13 protein-coding genes are annotated in these 17,242 nt (G+C 66.8%); 6 read left to right on the top strand and 7 right to left on the bottom strand.

Going from position 1 to position 17,242, the window contains the following annotated elements; all coding sequences use genetic code 11:
• Nucleotides 1–36: 36 nt before the first annotated feature.
• Genes AC13GF_RS11220 through AC13GF_RS11240 form a run of 5 tightly spaced genes read right to left on the bottom strand, consistent with a single transcriptional unit; the run spans nucleotide 37 to nucleotide 4,307 of the window.
• Nucleotides 37–471, bottom strand: coding sequence for a hotdog fold thioesterase (locus AC13GF_RS11220; protein WP_126928652.1), 435 nt, complete (start codon nucleotides 469–471; stop codon nucleotides 37–39).
• A 10-nt stretch (nucleotides 472–481) separates the two neighbouring features.
• Nucleotides 482–2,533 (bottom strand): phospholipase D family protein, encoded by a 2,052-nt coding sequence (locus tag AC13GF_RS11225; protein WP_483004654.1) that lies wholly within the window; start codon nucleotides 2,531–2,533, stop codon nucleotides 482–484.
• Nucleotides 2,530–3,147 carry a YceI family protein gene (locus tag AC13GF_RS11230; protein ID WP_483004655.1) on the bottom strand — a complete coding sequence of 206 codons (618 nt, stop codon included), beginning with the start codon at nucleotides 3,145–3,147 and terminating at the stop codon, nucleotides 2,530–2,532. The genes AC13GF_RS11225 and AC13GF_RS11230 overlap by 4 nt, the downstream gene beginning before the upstream one ends.
• 4 nt (nucleotides 3,148–3,151) lie before the next feature.
• Nucleotides 3,152–3,628: a SixA phosphatase family protein gene (locus AC13GF_RS11235; RefSeq protein ID WP_005407539.1), complete on the bottom strand. Its 477-nt coding sequence runs from the start codon at nucleotides 3,626–3,628 to the stop codon at nucleotides 3,152–3,154.
• 49 nt (nucleotides 3,629–3,677) lie between these two features.
• Nucleotides 3,678–4,307, bottom strand: coding sequence for a ParA family protein (locus tag AC13GF_RS11240; protein ID WP_010487235.1), 630 nt, complete (start codon nucleotides 4,305–4,307; stop codon nucleotides 3,678–3,680).
• A 123-nt stretch (nucleotides 4,308–4,430) separates the two neighbouring features.
• On the opposite strand from AC13GF_RS11240, the gene AC13GF_RS11245 reads away from it, so the two are divergent.
• Complete coding sequence (locus tag AC13GF_RS11245; RefSeq protein WP_126928655.1) at nucleotides 4,431–5,915, top strand: AAA family ATPase; 1,485 nt, start codon at nucleotides 4,431–4,433, stop codon at nucleotides 5,913–5,915.
• 654 nt (nucleotides 5,916–6,569) lie between these two features.
• Here the strand turns inward: AC13GF_RS11245 and AC13GF_RS11250 are convergent.
• Complete coding sequence (locus AC13GF_RS11250; RefSeq protein ID WP_049435383.1) at nucleotides 6,570–7,205, bottom strand: tetratricopeptide repeat protein; 636 nt, start codon at nucleotides 7,203–7,205, stop codon at nucleotides 6,570–6,572.
• Between the two features lie 169 nt (nucleotides 7,206–7,374).
• Here AC13GF_RS11250 and AC13GF_RS11255 point away from each other — a divergent pair, with 169 nt between their 5' ends.
• From AC13GF_RS11255 to AC13GF_RS11265, 3 genes are all read left to right on the top strand, one after another.
• Nucleotides 7,375–11,061, top strand: a complete 3,687-nt coding sequence (locus tag AC13GF_RS11255) for an indolepyruvate ferredoxin oxidoreductase family protein (RefSeq protein ID WP_483004656.1) — start codon at nucleotides 7,375–7,377, stop codon at nucleotides 11,059–11,061.
• Nucleotides 11,062–11,222: 161 nt separating this feature from the next.
• Nucleotides 11,223–11,480 (top strand): helix-turn-helix domain-containing protein, encoded by a 258-nt coding sequence (locus AC13GF_RS11260; protein WP_005407534.1) that lies wholly within the window; start codon nucleotides 11,223–11,225, stop codon nucleotides 11,478–11,480.
• A gap of 3 nt (nucleotides 11,481–11,483) precedes the next feature.
• A complete protein-coding gene (locus AC13GF_RS11265; protein ID WP_483004657.1) occupies nucleotides 11,484–12,806 on the top strand; it encodes a type II toxin-antitoxin system HipA family toxin in 1,323 nt (440 codons plus the stop codon).
• Here AC13GF_RS11265 and AC13GF_RS11270 read toward each other — a convergent pair whose 3' ends face one another.
• On the bottom strand, nucleotides 12,807–13,421 hold the full coding sequence (locus AC13GF_RS11270) for a DUF938 domain-containing protein (protein WP_483004658.1): 615 nt from the start codon (nucleotides 13,419–13,421) through the stop codon (nucleotides 12,807–12,809).
• Between the two features lie 505 nt (nucleotides 13,422–13,926).
• On the opposite strand from AC13GF_RS11270, the gene AC13GF_RS11275 reads away from it, so the two are divergent.
• A complete protein-coding gene (locus AC13GF_RS11275; protein WP_483004659.1) occupies nucleotides 13,927–15,558 on the top strand; it encodes a TldD/PmbA family protein in 1,632 nt (543 codons plus the stop codon).
• A 30-nt stretch (nucleotides 15,559–15,588) separates the two neighbouring features.
• Nucleotides 15,589–17,223 (top strand): TldD/PmbA family protein, encoded by a 1,635-nt coding sequence (locus AC13GF_RS11280; RefSeq protein WP_180844550.1) that lies wholly within the window; start codon nucleotides 15,589–15,591, stop codon nucleotides 17,221–17,223.
• The last annotated feature ends 19 nt before the right edge of the window (nucleotides 17,224–17,242 follow it).

Below are 17,242 nucleotides of genomic sequence, written 5' to 3' on the forward strand. Positions count from 1 at the left end.
CTGGGTTCTGCCGCCGTCAACACGCCCGCCGGGGGCTCAACCGTGGCCGGCGGCCACCACCGCCAGGGTCAGCCGCGAGATGCACACCAGCCGGCCCTGCTCGTCCTCGACGCGGATTTCCCACAGCTGGGTGCTGCGGCCCACGTGCAGCGCGCGCGCGGTGCCGGTGACCGTCCCCGAGCGCACCGCACGCACATGGTTGGCGTTGATTTCCAGGCCCACGCAGATCTGCTTTGCGGTATCCACGCACAGGTTGCCGGCGCTGCTGCCCAGGGTCTCGGCCAGCACCACCGAGGCGCCGCCATGCAGGATGCCGTAGGGCTGCCGGGTGCGCTCGTCCACCGGCATGGTGGCCTGCAGCCAGTCTTCGCCCGCGGCGCTGAAGACGATGCCCAGCGACTCGATCGCCGTGTTGCGGCTGAGCGCATTGAGCTGCTCGATGGAAACGGCTTCGCGGAACACCTGGGTCATGCGGGCACCTTCAGAGAATGGGAACGAGGCCGGCACCGAATGCGGTCAGCATGCGCACCAGCAGCCACTTCGGGCCGACGTTGACTTCGGGGAAGTCGCCGACGGCGACGTAGCAGTTGTGGAACGCCGGGTCCTGCCGTGGCAGCGGCTGCGGGCAGTCCGGGCCGGGCTTGAACTCGTAGTCGGTGGCATAGCGCCACGGCCAGAAGTCGAGGATCGGCAGCGCTTCGGAGGCTTTGCCGACGCTGTAGTTCAGGCCCGACAGCACCGGTGGCTTGGCCCGCGGCGCCACCGTCCACGAGTTCTGCGGATGGGTATCGCGCAGGATGCTCTCGGCCAGCTGCTCGGCAAACACCGGATCGTCGATGATCACCGCGCCTTCGGTGTTGTAGTTCTCGCTGCGCGGATCGAAGTTGTGGGTGCCGACCACGCCGATGCGGCGATCGACCACCAGCGACTTGGCGTGCAGGCCCATGCGGGCGCCCTTGCGGGTGACCGGCAACGGCTTGTTGACCGCCTTGCTGCCCAGGAACGACGGACGCGTCTCGGTGCGCAGCAGGCGCGTTTCCACCTCGCTGCCGGCGGCGCGGCGACGTTCGCGCGCGTTCTGGTACGCACTGCCGGTGCGCGGATGATGCACCGTCGCCGGCTTGCGGGTCGCGGCCAGATCCCCGTCGCCGCCACCGCCGGCATTGCTGCCAGCGGCGCTGCCGCCGATCAGCGGATTGCGCCCACCGTCGTCGTCGCCTCCGGGCGCAGCGATCGGATCAGGCAGCAGGTTGCGGTAGTCGACCGGTGCATCCAGCGGGAACGGCTTGTATTCGAAGATGTTGAAGCCCAGTTCGCGCATGTTGCGCCGCTTGTACTTGTACGACAGCGCATACACGATCGGGTTGTCGGTGGCCGCCAGGCTGTTGCTCGACACCACCACGCGCGGCGGCTGCGGGCGCTTGCGCAGCTCGCGGAACAGCTTCTGTGCCGGCTTGGACAGCACCAGGTACGGCGTCTGCAGGATCACTTCCTTCTGCGCACCGGCAATGAGTGCATCCAGCTGTGGCTCGGTCACGTGCTGGCCGGCCAGCGGGGCATCGGCCTTCTCGCGGCGGTGCTTGCGCGGCAGGTCGGCGACGTAGCGCACCGAGGCCACCGGCAGCGCGGTATCCACGAAGGACCGGCTGACGAAGTCCATGTCATTGGCTTCGGCGCTGACCCGCTGCACCCGCTCGGGGCGGCGGAAAGTGGCCGGTGGCAGCACCGGCACGCCCTCGCGCAGCAGGGTGCGGCCCACGTCATTCAGGCGCTCGGCCGGCACGCTGCGCTTGGCGCGCCAGAACGCATCGAAGTTGGCCGCCATCGCCCGCGCTTCCGGACCGGCGATCATGACGTCGCGATCGCGGAAGTTGTACTCGCGATCCCAGTCGTAATAGTCGTCCTGGTAGTTGCGGCCGCCGACCACGCCGATCGCATCGTCGATCACCAGCAGCTTGTTGTGCATGCGCTGGTTGAAGCGGCGGAAGCAGCACAGCACGCTGCCGGCGTAGTCGAAGTAGTTCAGCCGGGCCTTGCCGAAGGTCGGGTTGTAGACCCGCAGCTGGAAATTCTGGTGCGCACCGGACAGCGCGCCCAGGATCTGCAGGTCGGAGATCGCCGAGAGCTGGTCGATCAGCACCCGCACCTTCACCCCGCGGCGCGATGCGGCCAGCAGCTCGTCGATGACCAGCCGCGCGCTGTCGTCCTTGTCGAAGATGTAGGTCTGCAGGTCGATGCTGCGGGTGGCACTGCGCAGCAGGTTCAGGCGCGCCACCAGGGCGCCCTCCCCCTCGTCCAGCAGGGTGGCGTAGTGGCGCGGCTGCTCCGGGGTGGATTCGGTGAACGCCCGGCCGGCCAGCGCTCGCAGCGGCGAGTCCTGTGCGCAGCGGTCGGCGCGCTGGCAGTCGACCTGGGTCGAGCGCGCCTGCACGGCAATCGCTTCGGCACGGTCGCGCTCGGCAGTGGACAGCGATGCACAACCGCTGCCCAGCAACACGGTTGCCAGCGCCAGTACACGCAGCAGGAGGTTCACGGTTTCGGCGCCTCGCTCAGGCGCGCTCGCAATACGAAGGTCACTCGGTCACTCAAGGCAAGCTGCCAGCTGTCCATGCCATACCGGCCTCGCTGCACGGTACCGCGGCTGACGACGTCGCAATCATAGCCGGGTCGGGCGCACTCCGCTTTCTCGACCTTCAGTGTCTCGGGGTGGCTGATCCCGCGCAGGGTCAGCCGCCCGTTGATGTCGCCCCCGTCTTCCACGGTCTCCGGCCAGTACGGCAGCGAGTCGAACTCGACCACCGGGTGGCGGCCCGCGTCGAAGAACTCCTCGCCGCGCATCCAGCCGGTGTAGCGCGCCTTGCCGGGGATCTCGACCGAGCGCGTGAACATCTTCAGGTGCACCTGGTGGCGGCCATCGGAGAGGATCTCGATGCGACCTTCGAAGTGCGGGAACAGGCCCTCGATGCGCTGCCCGAAGCGGGTGCGCACCTCGAAACCGATCTGCGAGCGTTGGGTATCCAGGTGCAGGACCCGGTGCGCTTCGGCAACCACCGGCGGCAGGGGCGTTGGCGGTGGCGCGACAGCCCAGGCCGCGCCGGAAGCCAGCAGCGCGGGCAGCAGAAAGCGGCTGCGCCGCGCCAGGCTCATTGGATCACGGCCACCAGAACGCGTTCAGGCTGGCCACGCCCGGCTCGATCGAGGCCTCGCGCGGGAAGCCAAGCACGGCAATGCCGGCTGGCGGCATGCCGCGATAATCGCTGCTGGTGCCTTCCGTCATCAACGCCACCAGGCGCTCCAGGCCGGGATTGTGGCCGACGATCAGGACCCGGTCGAGGTCACGGCGGTCGTCCACCAGCGCCGCCAGGGTGCCGGGGGTGGCCTCGTAGATGCGGTCTTCCAGGCGCTTCTCGACGTAGCCGATGGTGCCGAGCACGGCTTCCAGGGTCTCCCGGGTGCGCCGCGCCGGTGAGCACAGCACGCAGTCCGGCAGCAGGTTGTTCTCCTTCAGCCACTTGCCGGCGGCTTCGGCTTCGGCGAGCCCCACCGGCGACAACGGCCGGTCGAGGTCGGCCTGGCCGGGGGTAGCCGGTTCGGCATGGGCATGGCGCAGCAGGATCAATTCACGCATCGCGGGTTTCCATGAAGAAGAGGATGCAGCAGAAAGAGTGAGGCAGGCATCAAAGCTTCAGCCAGGACAGCAGCGGCTCCCAGTCGGCCTGGTGCTCGCGCACCTGGGCCGAGCGGTAGTCGAACAGGCTGCGGCCCAGGCCGGTCATGACCACATAGCTCTGGCTGTCGCGCAACTGCGCGACCACCGGGTACGGCCATTCACCCAGCATCTGCAGCGCCTGCTGCGAGGTCTGGGTCCATGGCTTGGTACGGTTGAGCACCAGCCCCACCGGCAGCTTGCGGCTGTGCACGCGCGGGTTCTGGGCCAGGCTGTTGAGGAAGCCGACGATCGCTTCGATGTCCAGCGCCGAGGGCAGCACCGGTACCACCACCGCGTCGGCAGCGTCGAGGAAATGGGGAATATCGTCAGCCAGGGCACCGGCCGGCGCATCGATGATGACGGTGTCGGTGCCATCGGGCAGCTTCTGCGCCCATTGCTTCTTCCGATACACGTCGATGGGGAGCACCGCGCTTTCCAGCCCGGCACGGCGTTGTGCCCAGCGGGTGCTGGAGCCCTGCGGGTCGGCATCGGCAATCACCGTGGCCTTGCCCTGCAATGCCGCGTACGCGGCCAGGTGGGTGGCGACGGTGGTCTTGCCCACCCCGCCCTTGGAACCGGCCACCAGGATCGTCTTCATGCCAGCCTCGCTTCCGGGTACGTGCCCCGAGCGTACACCGGCGATGGTGACGGGAGGTAGCGTCGTGCTGAACCAGCGGCCATCGCCTTTGCTATCGTGGCGCCCCCGAAGGATCGAACCGGCATGAGCGAACTGCAGGATCTGAGCGCGTTGATCCGCGCCAATACGCCACTGATCGTCATCGAGACCCAGGACGAGGGTCGCATCGTCGAGCTGTTCCGGCAGACGCTGATGCACGTATGGCGGGCGCTGCACCGCTGGTCGATCACCGAGGGCCTGCGCCGCATCGACCTGGACAGCGAGGACCCGCCGGTCGGGCCACCCGATGCCAGCGCGGCCCTGCAGATGATCCGCCAGGCCGACCAGCGCGGGGTCTACCTGCTGCTCGATTTCCACCCCTACCTGGGCTATGCCAGCCACCAGCGCGCCTTGCGCGACCTGATCCAGCGCCGCCACAGCGAACCGCATGTGCTGGTGCTGATCGGCGCCAAAGTAGAACTGCCGGCCGAGCTGGAAGCATTGGCGGTGCGCTTCAACCCGCGCCTGCCCGATGCCAACGCCCTGCTGAAGATGCTGCGCGAGGAGGCCGACGCCTATGCACGCGAGCATGGCGGCCGACGGGTGGAAGTCGACAGCGAAGCGGTGAAGAAGATCCTGAAGAACCTGCAGGGCCTGAGCCTGGTCGATGCCCGGCGCATCGCCCGCCAGCTGATCTACGCCGACGGCGCACTGCGCGACGACGACCTGCCGCAGCTGGCCCGGCTGAAGTTCGAGCTGCTCAACCGCAGCGGCCACCTGTTCTTCGAGCACGACAGCGCGCGCTTCGGCGATGTGGCCGGTGCGAACCGCCTCAAGCGCTGGATCAACCAGCGCCGGGTGGCGTTCATCGCCGGCTCGGCGCCGGCCGGGCTGGACCCGCCGCGCGGCATGCTGCTGCTGGGCGTGCAGGGCTGCGGCAAGTCGATGCTGGCCAAGGCCACCGCAGCTGGCTTCGGCGTACCACTGCTGCGCCTGGACGTGGGCGCGCTGTACAACAAGTACCACGGCGAGACCGAGGCGAACCTGCGCCAGGCACTGGCCTCGGCCGAGCAGCTGGCGCCCTGCGTGCTGTGGATGGACGAGATCGAGAAGGGCCTTGCCAGCGGTGGCGAGGACGGCGGTGTATCACGCCGCGTGCTCGGCTACCTGCTGACCTGGATGGCCGAGCGCAAGGCACCGGTATTCATCGTCGCCACCGCCAACCAGGTGCACGAACTACCCGCCGAGCTGCTGCGCAAGGGCCGCTTCGACGAGATCTTCTTCGTCGACCTGCCTTCGCCTGACGTGCGCGTGGAACTGCTGCGGCTGCACCTGGGCCGGCGCCAGCTCAACGCCGACGACTTCGCGCTGCCTGCGCTGGCGGCGGCGGCGAATGGCTTCTCCGGCGCCGAGATCGAGCAGGCCATCGTGGCCGGCCTGTATGCGGCGCATGCCGAGGGCCGGCCGCTGGACACCGACCTGCTGATGACCGAGATCCGCGCCACGCGGCCACTGTCGGTGCTGATGGCCGAGCAGGTGGAGGCTCTGCGGGCGTGGGCGTCGGGGCGGACGGTTTCTGCGGACGACTGAGAGATTCCAGCGAACGGCGCAGCCCCTCATGGCTGGTCGCTGAAAGCAACAGCCGCAGTTGGCCGGGCGGGTAGGCCGCGCAGGGGACGCTGCAAGTACGTCCCTGTAAGCTCGGTCGCCGCATCCATGCGGCTCACGCCCCTGCGCAGCCTACCCACCCGGCCCCTGACAGTTTCCGGGGGCGATCAGCCACGTAGAAGAAAGAAGAAGAGCAAAAGCGCTTGGCTGGCCGCTTTTTGTAGAGCCGAGCTCACGCTCGGCTGCCTTTCGATCAGATATCGAATACTCGATTCCGATGCAGATTCATCCACGCATGGCGTGGATCTACCGTGTCGACCAAGGTCGACACCTACCAACAGCAGCGTTGAACCGTCAGAGGTGGGGCGGTGTGGGTTGGCAGGACCGTTGGCGCCATGGGCCCGAGGCATGCCTCGGGCGGGTTGGGCAGGACGCCCAACCCCGGTCTTGCCGTGTGCGCAGGACAGCGCACACGAGCAAGGCGCCATCGAGCCCCCAGGGACGGGTTTACGGCGTGTCCTGCCAACCCACACCGCCCCGCCATCCCGCGGATTGCCCGCTGTTGCTATTGCTTCGGCTGTTGCTTCGGCTGTTGCCTCTGCGGGTGCCGGGTGCAACCCGGCCGAACCCCTTCCCTCAGGGCCAGGCAGGCGGCGCGGCAACCCACGCCTGCTGCACCTCGGCCAGCGACGCGCGCTCATCCTCACGCCACTGCGGCAGCAGCTGCCCATAGTTGGCCGTGGTATTCCACTGCGTCGGCTCGGTGCGTACCGCAGCCGCATACCACTGCACCGCCTCCTGCTTCTGCCCCATCCGCCACAATGCCAGCGCATAGGTCGGAGGCACCCAGGTGGGCTTCGTACGGGCGTTGCTGGCCGATACCAGCCACTGTTCCAGCGCCGCCTCTGCCTTGCCCTGCCGGAGCAGGTCCCAGCCGTAGTTCCAGCGCACGCTGCGGCCACTGCTGCTCTGCGCCGGGGCTTCTTTCAGGGCTTCGCCGTACAACTGTTCGGCCAGTTCACCGCGGCCCTGCGCCCCGGCTACCGATGCCAGCTGTACCGTCGCCTCGACCGCGCGGCGGCCGCGTTCACGCAGCTTGACCAGCTGGGCCACCAGATCATCGCCCTCGCCCTGCACCGCCACCATCGGCGTGGCCGCCGGGTCGTTGTCGAAGTAGAACTCCTGTGGTGCCGGCACGGCCGGCGCGGCCCACGCAGTAGCCACTCCCGAGGCCAGCAGCACGCTGGCCAGGATCTTTCCTGGAACTGACATCCCTTCTCCCCAGGCCGCAACTGCAGCCTCCCTCTCTCTCCCCGATCCTAACCCCAGCACCGCCACGGGCGCGAGTGCCGGGGCCTGCGCGGCCCCGCTGCTACAATTCGCGCCTTTCCCGCTGCGTGCCTGCACGCGGCCGGTGCCAGCCGATCCTACCGGGCCAGCCATGACCAGTACCGCGCAACTCACTTCGCCCTCTTCCGCCGACCTGCTCGACCGTGATTACACGCTCGACCACAAGTACACCCGCAGTGAGGGGCGGATCTACCTGAGTGGCGTGCAGGCGCTGGTGCGGCTGCCGCTGATGCAGCGCCTGCGCGACGCCGCCGAAGGCATCGACAGCGCCGGCTTTGTCAGCGGCTACCGTGGCAGCCCGCTGGGTGGCTTCGATCTGGAGCTGTGGCGCGCGCGCAAGCATCTTGAAGCAGCCAAGGTGAAGTTCACCCCGGGCCTGAACGAGGACCTCGGCGCCACCATGGTGTGGGGCACGCAGCAGACCAACCTGTTCCCCGGCGCCAACGTGCAGGGCGTGTTCGGCATGTGGTACGGCAAGGGCCCCGGCGTGGACCGCTGCGGCGACGTGTTCAAGCATGCCAATGCTGCGGGTACCTCGCGCTACGGCGGCGTGCTGGCGCTGGCCGCCGATGACCATGCCTGCCGCAGTTCGACCCTGCCGCATGGCAGCGAGGACGAGTTCGTCAGCGCGATGATGCCGGTGCTGAACCCGGCCGGCGTGCAGGACATCCTCGACATGGGCCTGCTGGGCTGGGCGATGAGCCGCTATACCGGTCGTTGGGTCGGCTTCAAGACCATTGCCGAGACGGTGGAATCATCGGCCTCGGTCGAGGTCGACCCGATGGCGCGCCGCATCGTGCTGCCGGAAGACTTCGAGATGCCGTCGGCTGGTCTCAACATCCGCTGGCCGGACCCGCCGCTGGACCAGGAAATGCGCCTGCACCGCTATGCGGTGAAGGCCGCGCAAGCGTTTGCCCGCGCCAACGGCATCGACAAGGTGGTGATGGATGCGCCGCGCGCGCGGCTGGGCATCGTCACCACCGGCAAGAGCTACCTGGACGTGCTGCAGGCGCTGGAATACCTGGGCCTGGACGAACAGGCGTGCGCCGACATCGGCATCCGCGTGTACAAGGTCGGCATGACCTGGCCGCTGGAACCGCAGGGCATCGCGCGCTTCGCGCAGGGCCTGGAAGACATCATCGTGGTGGAGGAGAAGCGCGCCTTCATCGAGCGCCAGATGAAGGAACAGTTCTTCAACTGGCCGGCCAGCTGGGGCCAGCGCCCGTCCATCGTCGGCAAGTACGACGAGAGCGGCGAATGGATCCTGCCGTCCACCGGTGAGCTGACCCCGGCCACCATTGCCGGCGTTATCGGTCGCCGCATCCAGAAGTTCTTCAACAACGAGTCCATCGAGCAGCGCCTGCAGTGGATGCAGGAAAAGGAAGCCGAACTTGCGTTGCCGCGCGCCAGCTTCCCGCGCGTGCCGCATTACTGCTCCGGCTGTCCGCACAACACCTCCACCCAGGTGCCGGAAGGCTCGCGGGCGCTGGCCGGCATCGGTTGCCATTACATGGTGACCTGGATGGACCGCAGCACCGATACCTTCACCCACATGGGCGGCGAAGGCGTGACCTGGGCCGGGCAGGCGCCGTTCACCGATACCCCGCACGTGTTCCAGAACCTGGGCGACGGCACCTACTTCCACAGCGGTTCGCTGGCGATCCGCCAGGCGGTCGCCGCCGGCGTCAACATCACCTACAAGATCCTCTACAACGATGCCGTGGCGATGACCGGCGGCCAGCCGGTGGACGGCCCGCTGAGCGTGCCGGACATCGCAAAGCAGATGCGCGCCGAAGGCATCCACACCATCGTGGTGCTGTCGGACAACATCGGCAAGTGGACCGGCCAGCGCGAGCACTTCCCCAGCGATGTCGAGTTCCACGACCGCAGCGAACTGGACGAAGTGCAGAAGCGCCTGCGCGAAGTGAAGGGTGTTTCGATCCTGATCTACGAACAGACCTGCGCCACCGAGAAGCGCCGCCGCCGCAAGCGCGGCAAGCTGGAAGACCCGCAGAAGCGCGTGCTGATCAATTCGCTGGTGTGCGAAGGCTGCGGCGACTGCGGCAAGAAGAGCTTCTGCGTGTCGGTGCTGCCGAAGGAAACCGAGTTCGGCCGCAAGCGCGAGATCGACCAGTCCAACTGCAACAAGGACTATTCCTGCGTGAATGGTTTCTGCCCGAGCTTCGTCACCGTGCACGGTGGCCAGCCACGCAAGGGCAGCAAGCGCGATGCCTCCACCCTGCTGGACAACCTGCCGGCACCGACCCTCCGCGGCACCCTGGACCAGCCCTGGAACATCCTGATCACCGGCGTGGGCGGTACCGGCGTGGTGACCATCGGTGCACTGCTGGGCATGGCCGGCCACCTGGAAGGCAAGGGTGCGACCGTGCTCGACCAGACCGGCCTGGCACAGAAGGGCGGTGCGGTGACCACGCATATCCGCATTGCCCGTCGCCCTGAAGACATCCACGCCGTGCGCATCGCCGCCGGCGAAGCCGACCTGGTGGTGGGCTGCGACATGGTGGTGGTCAACGACTACTGGGCGCTGTCGAAGGTGCGCGCCGGCCGTTCGCAGGTGGTGCTGAACACCTACGAAGCGATGCCGGGCACCTTCACCACCCGCCCGGACATGCAGTTCCCCGCCGCCGACATCGTCGCCGGTGTGCGCGTGGCGCTGGGTGGCGAGGAACCGCTGCTGCTCGATGCCACCCAGCTGGCCACCGCGCTGCTGGGCGACGCCATCGCCGCCAACCTGTTCATTCTCGGCTACGCGTGGCAGCAGGGCCTGGTGCCGCTGTCGTTCGAGTCGCTGATGCGGGCCATCGAGCTCAACGGCGCTGCCGTGGCGATGAACCAGCAGGCCTTCGCCTGGGGCCGCCTGGCCGTGGTCGACCCGCAGGCCGTGCAGCAGGCCGCCGGCCTGGTGCGCAACCGCCACACCGATACCGAATCCACCCCGGGCCCGCTGCATCCGCTGCCGCCGGGCGAATGGGAAGGCAACGAATGGGGTGCCACTGCCGCACCGCGCAACACCGGCGACGAACGCGAACTGCGTGGCCTGCCCTCGCACGGTGGCGACGTGGCGTTCCTGCCGCTGGACGACGCGCGCCTGTCGCGCTCGCTGGATGAAATGATCGAGCGCCGCGCCGCCTTCCTGGTCGAGTACCAGGACGCCGCCTACGCCAACCGCTACCGCAGCCTGGTCGAGCGCGTGCGCGCCGCCGAAGCCGACCGCATCGGTGGTTCCACCGCACTGACCGAGACCGTGGCCCGCTACCTGTTCAAGCTGATGGCCTACAAGGACGAGTACGAAGTGGCCCGCCTGTACACCAGCGGTGACTTCCAGCGCCGCCTGCAGCAGCAGTTCGAGGGCGACTACCAGCTGCGCTTCCACCTGGCGCCGCCGCTGTTCGCAAAGAAGGATGAGCAGGGCCGCCTGCTGAAGAAGGAATACGGCCCGTGGATGTTCAAGGCCTTCGGCCTGCTGGCCAAGCTGAAGTTCCTGCGTGGCGGCCGCCTGGATGTATTCGGCCGTACTGAAGAGCGGCGCATGGAGCGCCAGCTGATCGCCGATTACGAAGCCACCGTGCAGCTGCTGCTGGATGGCCTGGAGGACGGCCGCCTGGCCCTGGCGGTGGAGATCGCCAGCGTGCCCGAGCACATCCGCGGCTTCGGCCACGTCAAGGAAGCGCACTACGAACAGGCCAAGGCGCGCGAGGCTGCCCTGCTGGCGCAGTGGCGCAACCCGAAGGCGCTGCATATCGTGCAGGTGGCTTGACGCGGCGCTGCGTCATGGAAAGGCAACCTATAGGTTGCATAGCGATATAGCAATCGATAGGTTGCCTCCTTAGCGAGAAAGCGATAGGTTGCTTGTCGTAAAGCAACCTATCCTTTGCGTACGCGTTGGCGTACGGTCATCTTTCCTTGGGGACTGCCGGTATGGACAGGCCGCTGCACACAGTGAGGACAGCCCAACAACTTGCGCCCCTGATGCGTGCTTTCCGGCGCCAGGCGGGCCTGAGCCAGGCTCAGCTGGCGGAGCGACTCGGGATCAGCCGCCAGGCAGTGGGCGCGCTGGAACGCGACCCTGCATCGGCAAGTTTTGAACGCCTGATGCGGATCTGGGCGGTGCTGGGTCTGGAGGTCAGCCTCCAGCAACGAAGTCCCCAGGAGAACACGTCGTCATTGGAGTGGTGAGCCATGGGTACGCTGCAGGTCTGGATGAATGGTGTGGAAGTCGCACTTTGGGATGATGCCCGGAACGGGTCATCCCGGTTGTCGTATGTCAGCCAGTGGATCAGCTCGCCCCAGTCCCGACCGTTGTCGCTCTCTCTACCCCTGCTCCCAGATGGCGAGAGCCATCGGGGCAACGTCGTCAACGACTACTTCGATAACCTTCTTCCCGATAACGTCGCCATACGCAACCGGATCCGCGACCGGTTCGCCACGCGCGGCAGCGATACGTTCGATCTTCTTGAAGCCATTGGACGGGATTGTGTCGGCGCAGTGCAGCTGTTGCCGCCTGCGCATCCACCCGAAAACATCCAGCAGATCACGTGCGAGGTGTTGGACGAAGCAGGTGTCGCTACGATCCTGCGTCAGGTGACGACAGGGAACCTGCCTGGCGCACCCAGCCGTGATGATGCATTCCGCATTTCCATCGCCGGTGCGCAGGAAAAGACCGGTCTTCTGCTGCATGCTGGCAAATGGTGCATTCCTACCGGCAACACACCATCCACTCACATCTTCAAGCTGCCGCTTGGCATTGTTGGCAACATGCGGGCAGACATGCATCAGTCCGTGGAGAATGAATGGCTGTGCATGCATCTGCTTTCCGCCTTTGATATCCCCGTGGCCGAGACGCAGATGGGCCGCTTCAACGACCAACGTGCTCTCATTGTCGAGCGGTTTGACCGTCGCCTGTCTGCCGACCGCCGGTGGTGGCTGCGACTACCACAGGAAGACATGTGTCAGGTCTTTGGTCTGCCGGCTGCCAGAAAGTATGAATCCGATGGCGGCCCCGGCATCGTTCCGATCATGGATCTGCTTCGACAGTCCGAACACCCCGAGGATCGCGCGATCTTCTTCAAGACGCAGATTCTTTTCTGGATGCTGGCCGCAACCGACGGCCATGCCAAGAATTTCAGTGTTCACCTGGAAGCCGGTGGACGCTTCCGCCTGACGCCCGTCTACGACGTGCTGTCGGTATATCCCATCCTCGGCAGGGGACCCAATCAACTCGATCCACGAAACGCACAGCTCGCCATGGCCGTACATGGCAAGAACCGCCACCGGAAACTGCACCTTGTGCGACGGCGGCACTGGAATGAAACCGCGCGCGCCTGCGGCGTTGCCGATGGTGCAGAACCATGGATCAAGACATTGATCGCGGCCGTCGAGCCCGCCATCCAGCAGGTCACCCGTCAGCTCCCGGATGACTTCCCCTCAAACGTGTCCGAACCGATTTTCAACGGACTTCGTGCTGCGGCAGCACGCCTTTCCAGCATGGCCCCCGAGGCTTGATCACCCCAACCGCCACAGCAGGAGGCGGTTGTTGGCCGGCATCGCCACGTCGCGCAGGCGGGTGAAGCCGTTGTCCTCGGCCAGCGCCTGCACGGCTTCCACATCGCGGATGCCGCTGCGCGGGTCACGTGCCTTCAGCCACGCATCGAACTGCGCGTTGCTGTCGCTGGTGTAGCGGCCGCCGTAGTTGAACGGGCCGTAGACCGCCAGCAGCGCACCGTGGCGCAGCAGCGGCGGCAGCGCGGCGAACATCGCCTGTACGTGATCCCAGCCCATGATGTGCAGCGTGTTGGCGCTGAATGCGGCGTCGAACGTGCTGCCCTGTGGCAGGCTGAGCCCGGGCGCCGGTGGCAGTTCCACCTGCAGCGCCGCCGGCGGCAGCAGGTTCAGCAGCGCCGCCTCGGCGCGCCAGGCCTCGATGCCGGGCAGATGGTCCGGGTGATCGCTGGGCTGCCAACGCAGCCACGGCCAGCGCTCGGCGAAGAAGGCCGCATGCTGGCCGGTGCCACTGCCGATCTCCAGCACCCGATGGCGGTCGCCCATCCACGGGTCGAGTGCGGTGGCGATGGGTTCGCGGTTGCGCTCGCAGGCTTCTGAATACGGCTTGCTCGACATCAGGGACGGTGTCCAGGCGGGGTCGGCCCCATTGTGCACGAGGGGGTGTCGCTCGGCAGGGCTGCGCCCTGCACCTGCTTCAAGCCACAGCAACGGCAACAGCCACGTCAAATTCAAAAGCGGGCTTTCCGTGGGATGGCGGGGTGGGTGGGCAGGACCGTTGGCGCCATGGATGGCGCCATCGAGCCCCCAGGGGTGAGGGCGCTTTGCCTGCGAGGCATGCCTCGCAAGCGCCCGAACGCACAGCCGCCAGCGGCTGGGCCGGACCGCGGAGCGGGGTTTACGGCGTGTCCTGCCCACCCACACCGCCCCGCCATTCCTCGGCAAGCCCGCTGTTGCTGTTGCTCCGGCTCTGAGCAGGTGCAGGGCTGCAAGCCCTGCCGAAACCCTCCCCAACCATGACTGCAGTCACTTGCCCGGACGCGCCGCGCTGGCGAAAGTCGAGGAGTTGACGTGATCGGTCCGGCCCGTTGCCAACCGCACGCAAGCGAGAGAGAGAAACGCTGTGCAACGACGTGAGTTCCTGGCTTTTTCCGGTCTGGGCCTGGCGGGCCTGCTGCTGCCGCATTCCCGTGCCATCGCCGCCGAGCAGCTGCTCGCCCCGGTCGATACCGCCCAGCGCAGACGCCTGGCGGACGTGGCGCTCGCCGCCGCACGCACGGCCAAGGCCAGCTACTGCGATGTGCGCATCGGCCGCTACCTCAACCAGTCGGTCATCACCCGCGAACACCAGGTCGGCAATGTGACCAACCGCGAATCGTCCGGTGTGGGCGTGCGGGTAATCGTCAACGGCGCCTGGGGCTTCGCTGCAACCCATCAGCAGACCGAGGCCGCCGTGCGCGCCGCGGTCGAGCAGGCGGCGGCGATCGCCCGCGCCAACGCCGGCATCCAGACCCGGCCGGTGCAGCTGGCACCGACGCCGTCGGTCGGCGAGGTGCGCTGGCAGACGCCGGTGCGCCGCAATGCGATGGCAGTGCCAATCCAGGACAAGGTCGAGCTGCTGCTGGCGCTCAACGCCGCCGCGCTGAATGCGGGCGCCGACTACATCAATTCCACCCTGTTCCTGGTCAACGAACAGAAGTACTTCGCCTCCAGCGACGGCTCGTTCATCGACCAGGACATCCATCGCATCTGGCTGCCATTCACCGCCACTGCCATCGACAAGGCCAGCGGCAAGTTCCGAACCCGTGCCGGGCTGTCCTCGCCGATGGGCATGGGCTATGAGTTCCTTGATGGCGATGCGCGCGGCAAAGTGCATCTGCCCGGTGGCATCACCGCCTACCGCGACTCCTACGACCCGGTCGAGGACGCCATTGCGGCCGCCCGCCACGCGCGCGAGAAACTGAAAGCACCGTCGGTGAAGCCCGGCAAGTACGACCTGGTGCTGGACCCGTCCAACCTGTTCCTGACCATCCACGAGAATGTCGGTCACCCGCTGGAGCTGGACCGCGTGCTTGGCTACGAAGCCAACTACGCCGGCACCAGCTTCGCCACGCTGGACAAGCGCGATGCTGGCTTCCGCTGGGGCAGCGACATCGTCACCTTCTTCGCCGACAAGACCCAACCGGGCAGCCTCGGTGCGGTCGGCTACGACGACGAAGGCGTAAAGACCCAGCGCTGGGACCTGGTGCGCGACGGCATCCTGGTCGATTACCAGGCCACCCGCGATGAAGCCCATATCCTCGGCCGCGATGCATCGCATGGCTGCAGCTATGCCGATTCCTGGTCCAGCGTGCAGTTCCAGCGCATGGCCAATGTCTCGCTGGCGCCGGGCAACCAGCCGCTCAGCGTCGAGGACATGATCAAGGACGTGGAGAACGGCATCTACATCCACGGCCGCGGGTCGTATTCGATCGACCAGCAGCGCTACAACGCGCAGTTCGGCGGCCAGCTGTACTACCAGATCAAGGACGGAAAAATCGCCGGCATGGTCGAGGACGCGGCCTACCAGATCCGTACGCCGGAGTTCTGGAACGCGTGCACTGCGATCTGCGACGAGCGTGACTTCCGCCTGGGTGGTTCGTTCTTCGACGGCAAGGGCCAGCCCGGGCAGGTTTCGGCGGTCTCGCACGGTTCGTCCACCACCCGCTTCAACGGCATCAACATCATCAACACCGCGCGCAGTCTCGGCGCTTGAGCCACCCATCCTTCGACATGGAGAGCAGCCTTGCAAAGACGTGACTTCCTGGCCCTGACCGGGCTTACCGCGGGCGGGCTGATCGTGCCCTCCTTCTTCGGCAAGGCGATTGCCGCCGAACAGCTGCAGAGCACGCTGGACCTGGGGCTGAAGAAGCGCCTGGCCGATGCAGCGCTGGCCGCCGCCCGCCAGGCCGGCGCCACCTACTGCGACGTGCGCATCGGCCGCTACCTGCGCCAGTTCGTGATCACCCGCGAGGACAAGGTGCAGAACGTGGTGAACACCGAGTCCACCGGTGTTGGCATCCGCGTGATCGTCAACGGTGCCTGGGGCTTTGCCGCCACCAATGCGCTGGGTACGGCCGACGTGGCCAAGGCCGCGCAGCAGGCCGCGGCAATCGCCAAGGCCAATGCCGGCGTGCAGACCGCACCGGTGCAGCTGGCCAAGGCGCCGGGCGTGGGTGAGGTGAGCTGGCGCACGCCGATCCGCAAGAATGCGATGGAGGTGCCGATCAAGGACAAGGTCGGCCTGCTGCTGGACGTCAACGCCGCGGCGATGGGCGCCGGCGCCAGCTTCGTCAATTCGATGCTGTTCCTGGTCAACGAGCAGAAGTACTTCGCCTCCACCGATGGTTCCTACATCGACCAAGACGTGCACCGCATCTGGGCACCGATGACGATCACCGCCATCGACAAGTCCAGCGGCAAGTTCCGTACCCGCGAAGGCCTGTCCTCGCCGATGGGCCTGGGCTACGAGTACCTGGACGGTGCGGCTGCCGGCAAGGTGGTCAGCCCGAATGGCGTGGTCAACTACAGCTCTTCCTACAACATGAAGGAAGACGCCATCGCCGCCGCCAAGCAGGCGCAGGAAAAGCTGAAGGCACCGTCGGTGAAGCCGGGCAAGTACGATCTGGTGCTCGACCCGTCGCACACCTGGCTGACCATCCATGAGTCGATCGGCCATCCGCTGGAACTGGACCGCGTGCTCGGCTACGAAGCCAACTACGCCGGCACCAGCTTCGCCACCCTGGACAAGCGCGAACAGCATTTCCAGTACGGCAGCGAGCTTGTCAACATCTTCGCCGACAAGACCCAGCCGGGCAGCCTCGGCGCGGTGGCGTACGACGATGAAGGCGTGAAGTGCAAGCGCTGGGACCTGATCAGCAACGGCAAGCTGGTGGATTACCAGACCATCCGCGACCAGGCCCACATCCTCGGCAAGACCGAGTCCGACGGTTGCTGCTATGCCGACTCGTGGTCCAGCGTGCAGTTCCAGCGCATGGCCAACGTGTCGATGGCACCGGGCAAGAAGCCGTTGAGCGTGCCGGACCTGATCAAGGACGTGGAGAACGGCATCTACATCATCGGTGACGGTTCGTTCTCGATCGACCAGCAGCGCTACAACGCGCAGTTCGGCGGCCAGCTGTTCTACGAGATCAAGAACGGCCAGATCACCCGCATGCTGGAAGACGTGGCCTACCAGATCCGCACGCCGGAGTTCTGGAATGCCTGCACCGCCGTGGCCGACGAGAGTGACTACCGCCTGGGCGGTTCGTTCTTCGACGGCAAGGGCCAGCCGGGCCAGGTCTCGGCGGTCTCGCACGGTTCGTCCACCGCGCGCTTCAACGGCATCAATGTCATCAACACCGCACGCAGCCTCGGCTGATCGGTCAGGAGCCCTTACA

The sequence above is a fragment of the Stenotrophomonas sp. 22LJNL06-5-1 genome, from assembly GCF_056861455.1.

Excerpts from the sequence above, each read along its gene's own strand:
- AC13GF_RS11240 (WP_010487235.1), bottom strand. The coding sequence starts at position 4,307 with ATGAAGACGATCCTGGTGGCCGGTTCCAAGGGCGGGGTGGGCAAGACC.
- AC13GF_RS11245 (WP_126928655.1), top strand. The coding sequence starts at position 4,431 with ATGAGCGAACTGCAGGATCTGAGCGCGTTGATCCGCGCCAATACGCCA.
- AC13GF_RS11260 (WP_005407534.1), top strand. The coding sequence starts at position 11,223 with ATGGACAGGCCGCTGCACACAGTGAGGACAGCCCAACAACTTGCGCCC.
- AC13GF_RS11270 (WP_483004658.1), bottom strand. The coding sequence starts at position 13,421 with ATGTCGAGCAAGCCGTATTCAGAAGCCTGCGAGCGCAACCGCGAACCC.
- AC13GF_RS11255 (WP_483004656.1), top strand. The coding sequence starts at position 7,375 with ATGACCAGTACCGCGCAACTCACTTCGCCCTCTTCCGCCGACCTGCTC.
- AC13GF_RS11235 (WP_005407539.1), bottom strand. The coding sequence starts at position 3,628 with ATGCGTGAATTGATCCTGCTGCGCCATGCCCATGCCGAACCGGCTACC.
- AC13GF_RS11250 (WP_049435383.1), bottom strand. The coding sequence starts at position 7,205 with ATGTCAGTTCCAGGAAAGATCCTGGCCAGCGTGCTGCTGGCCTCGGGA.
- AC13GF_RS11230 (WP_483004655.1), bottom strand. The coding sequence starts at position 3,147 with ATGAGCCTGGCGCGGCGCAGCCGCTTTCTGCTGCCCGCGCTGCTGGCT.
- AC13GF_RS11220 (WP_126928652.1), bottom strand. The coding sequence starts at position 471 with ATGACCCAGGTGTTCCGCGAAGCCGTTTCCATCGAGCAGCTCAATGCG.
- AC13GF_RS11265 (WP_483004657.1), top strand. The coding sequence starts at position 11,484 with ATGGGTACGCTGCAGGTCTGGATGAATGGTGTGGAAGTCGCACTTTGG.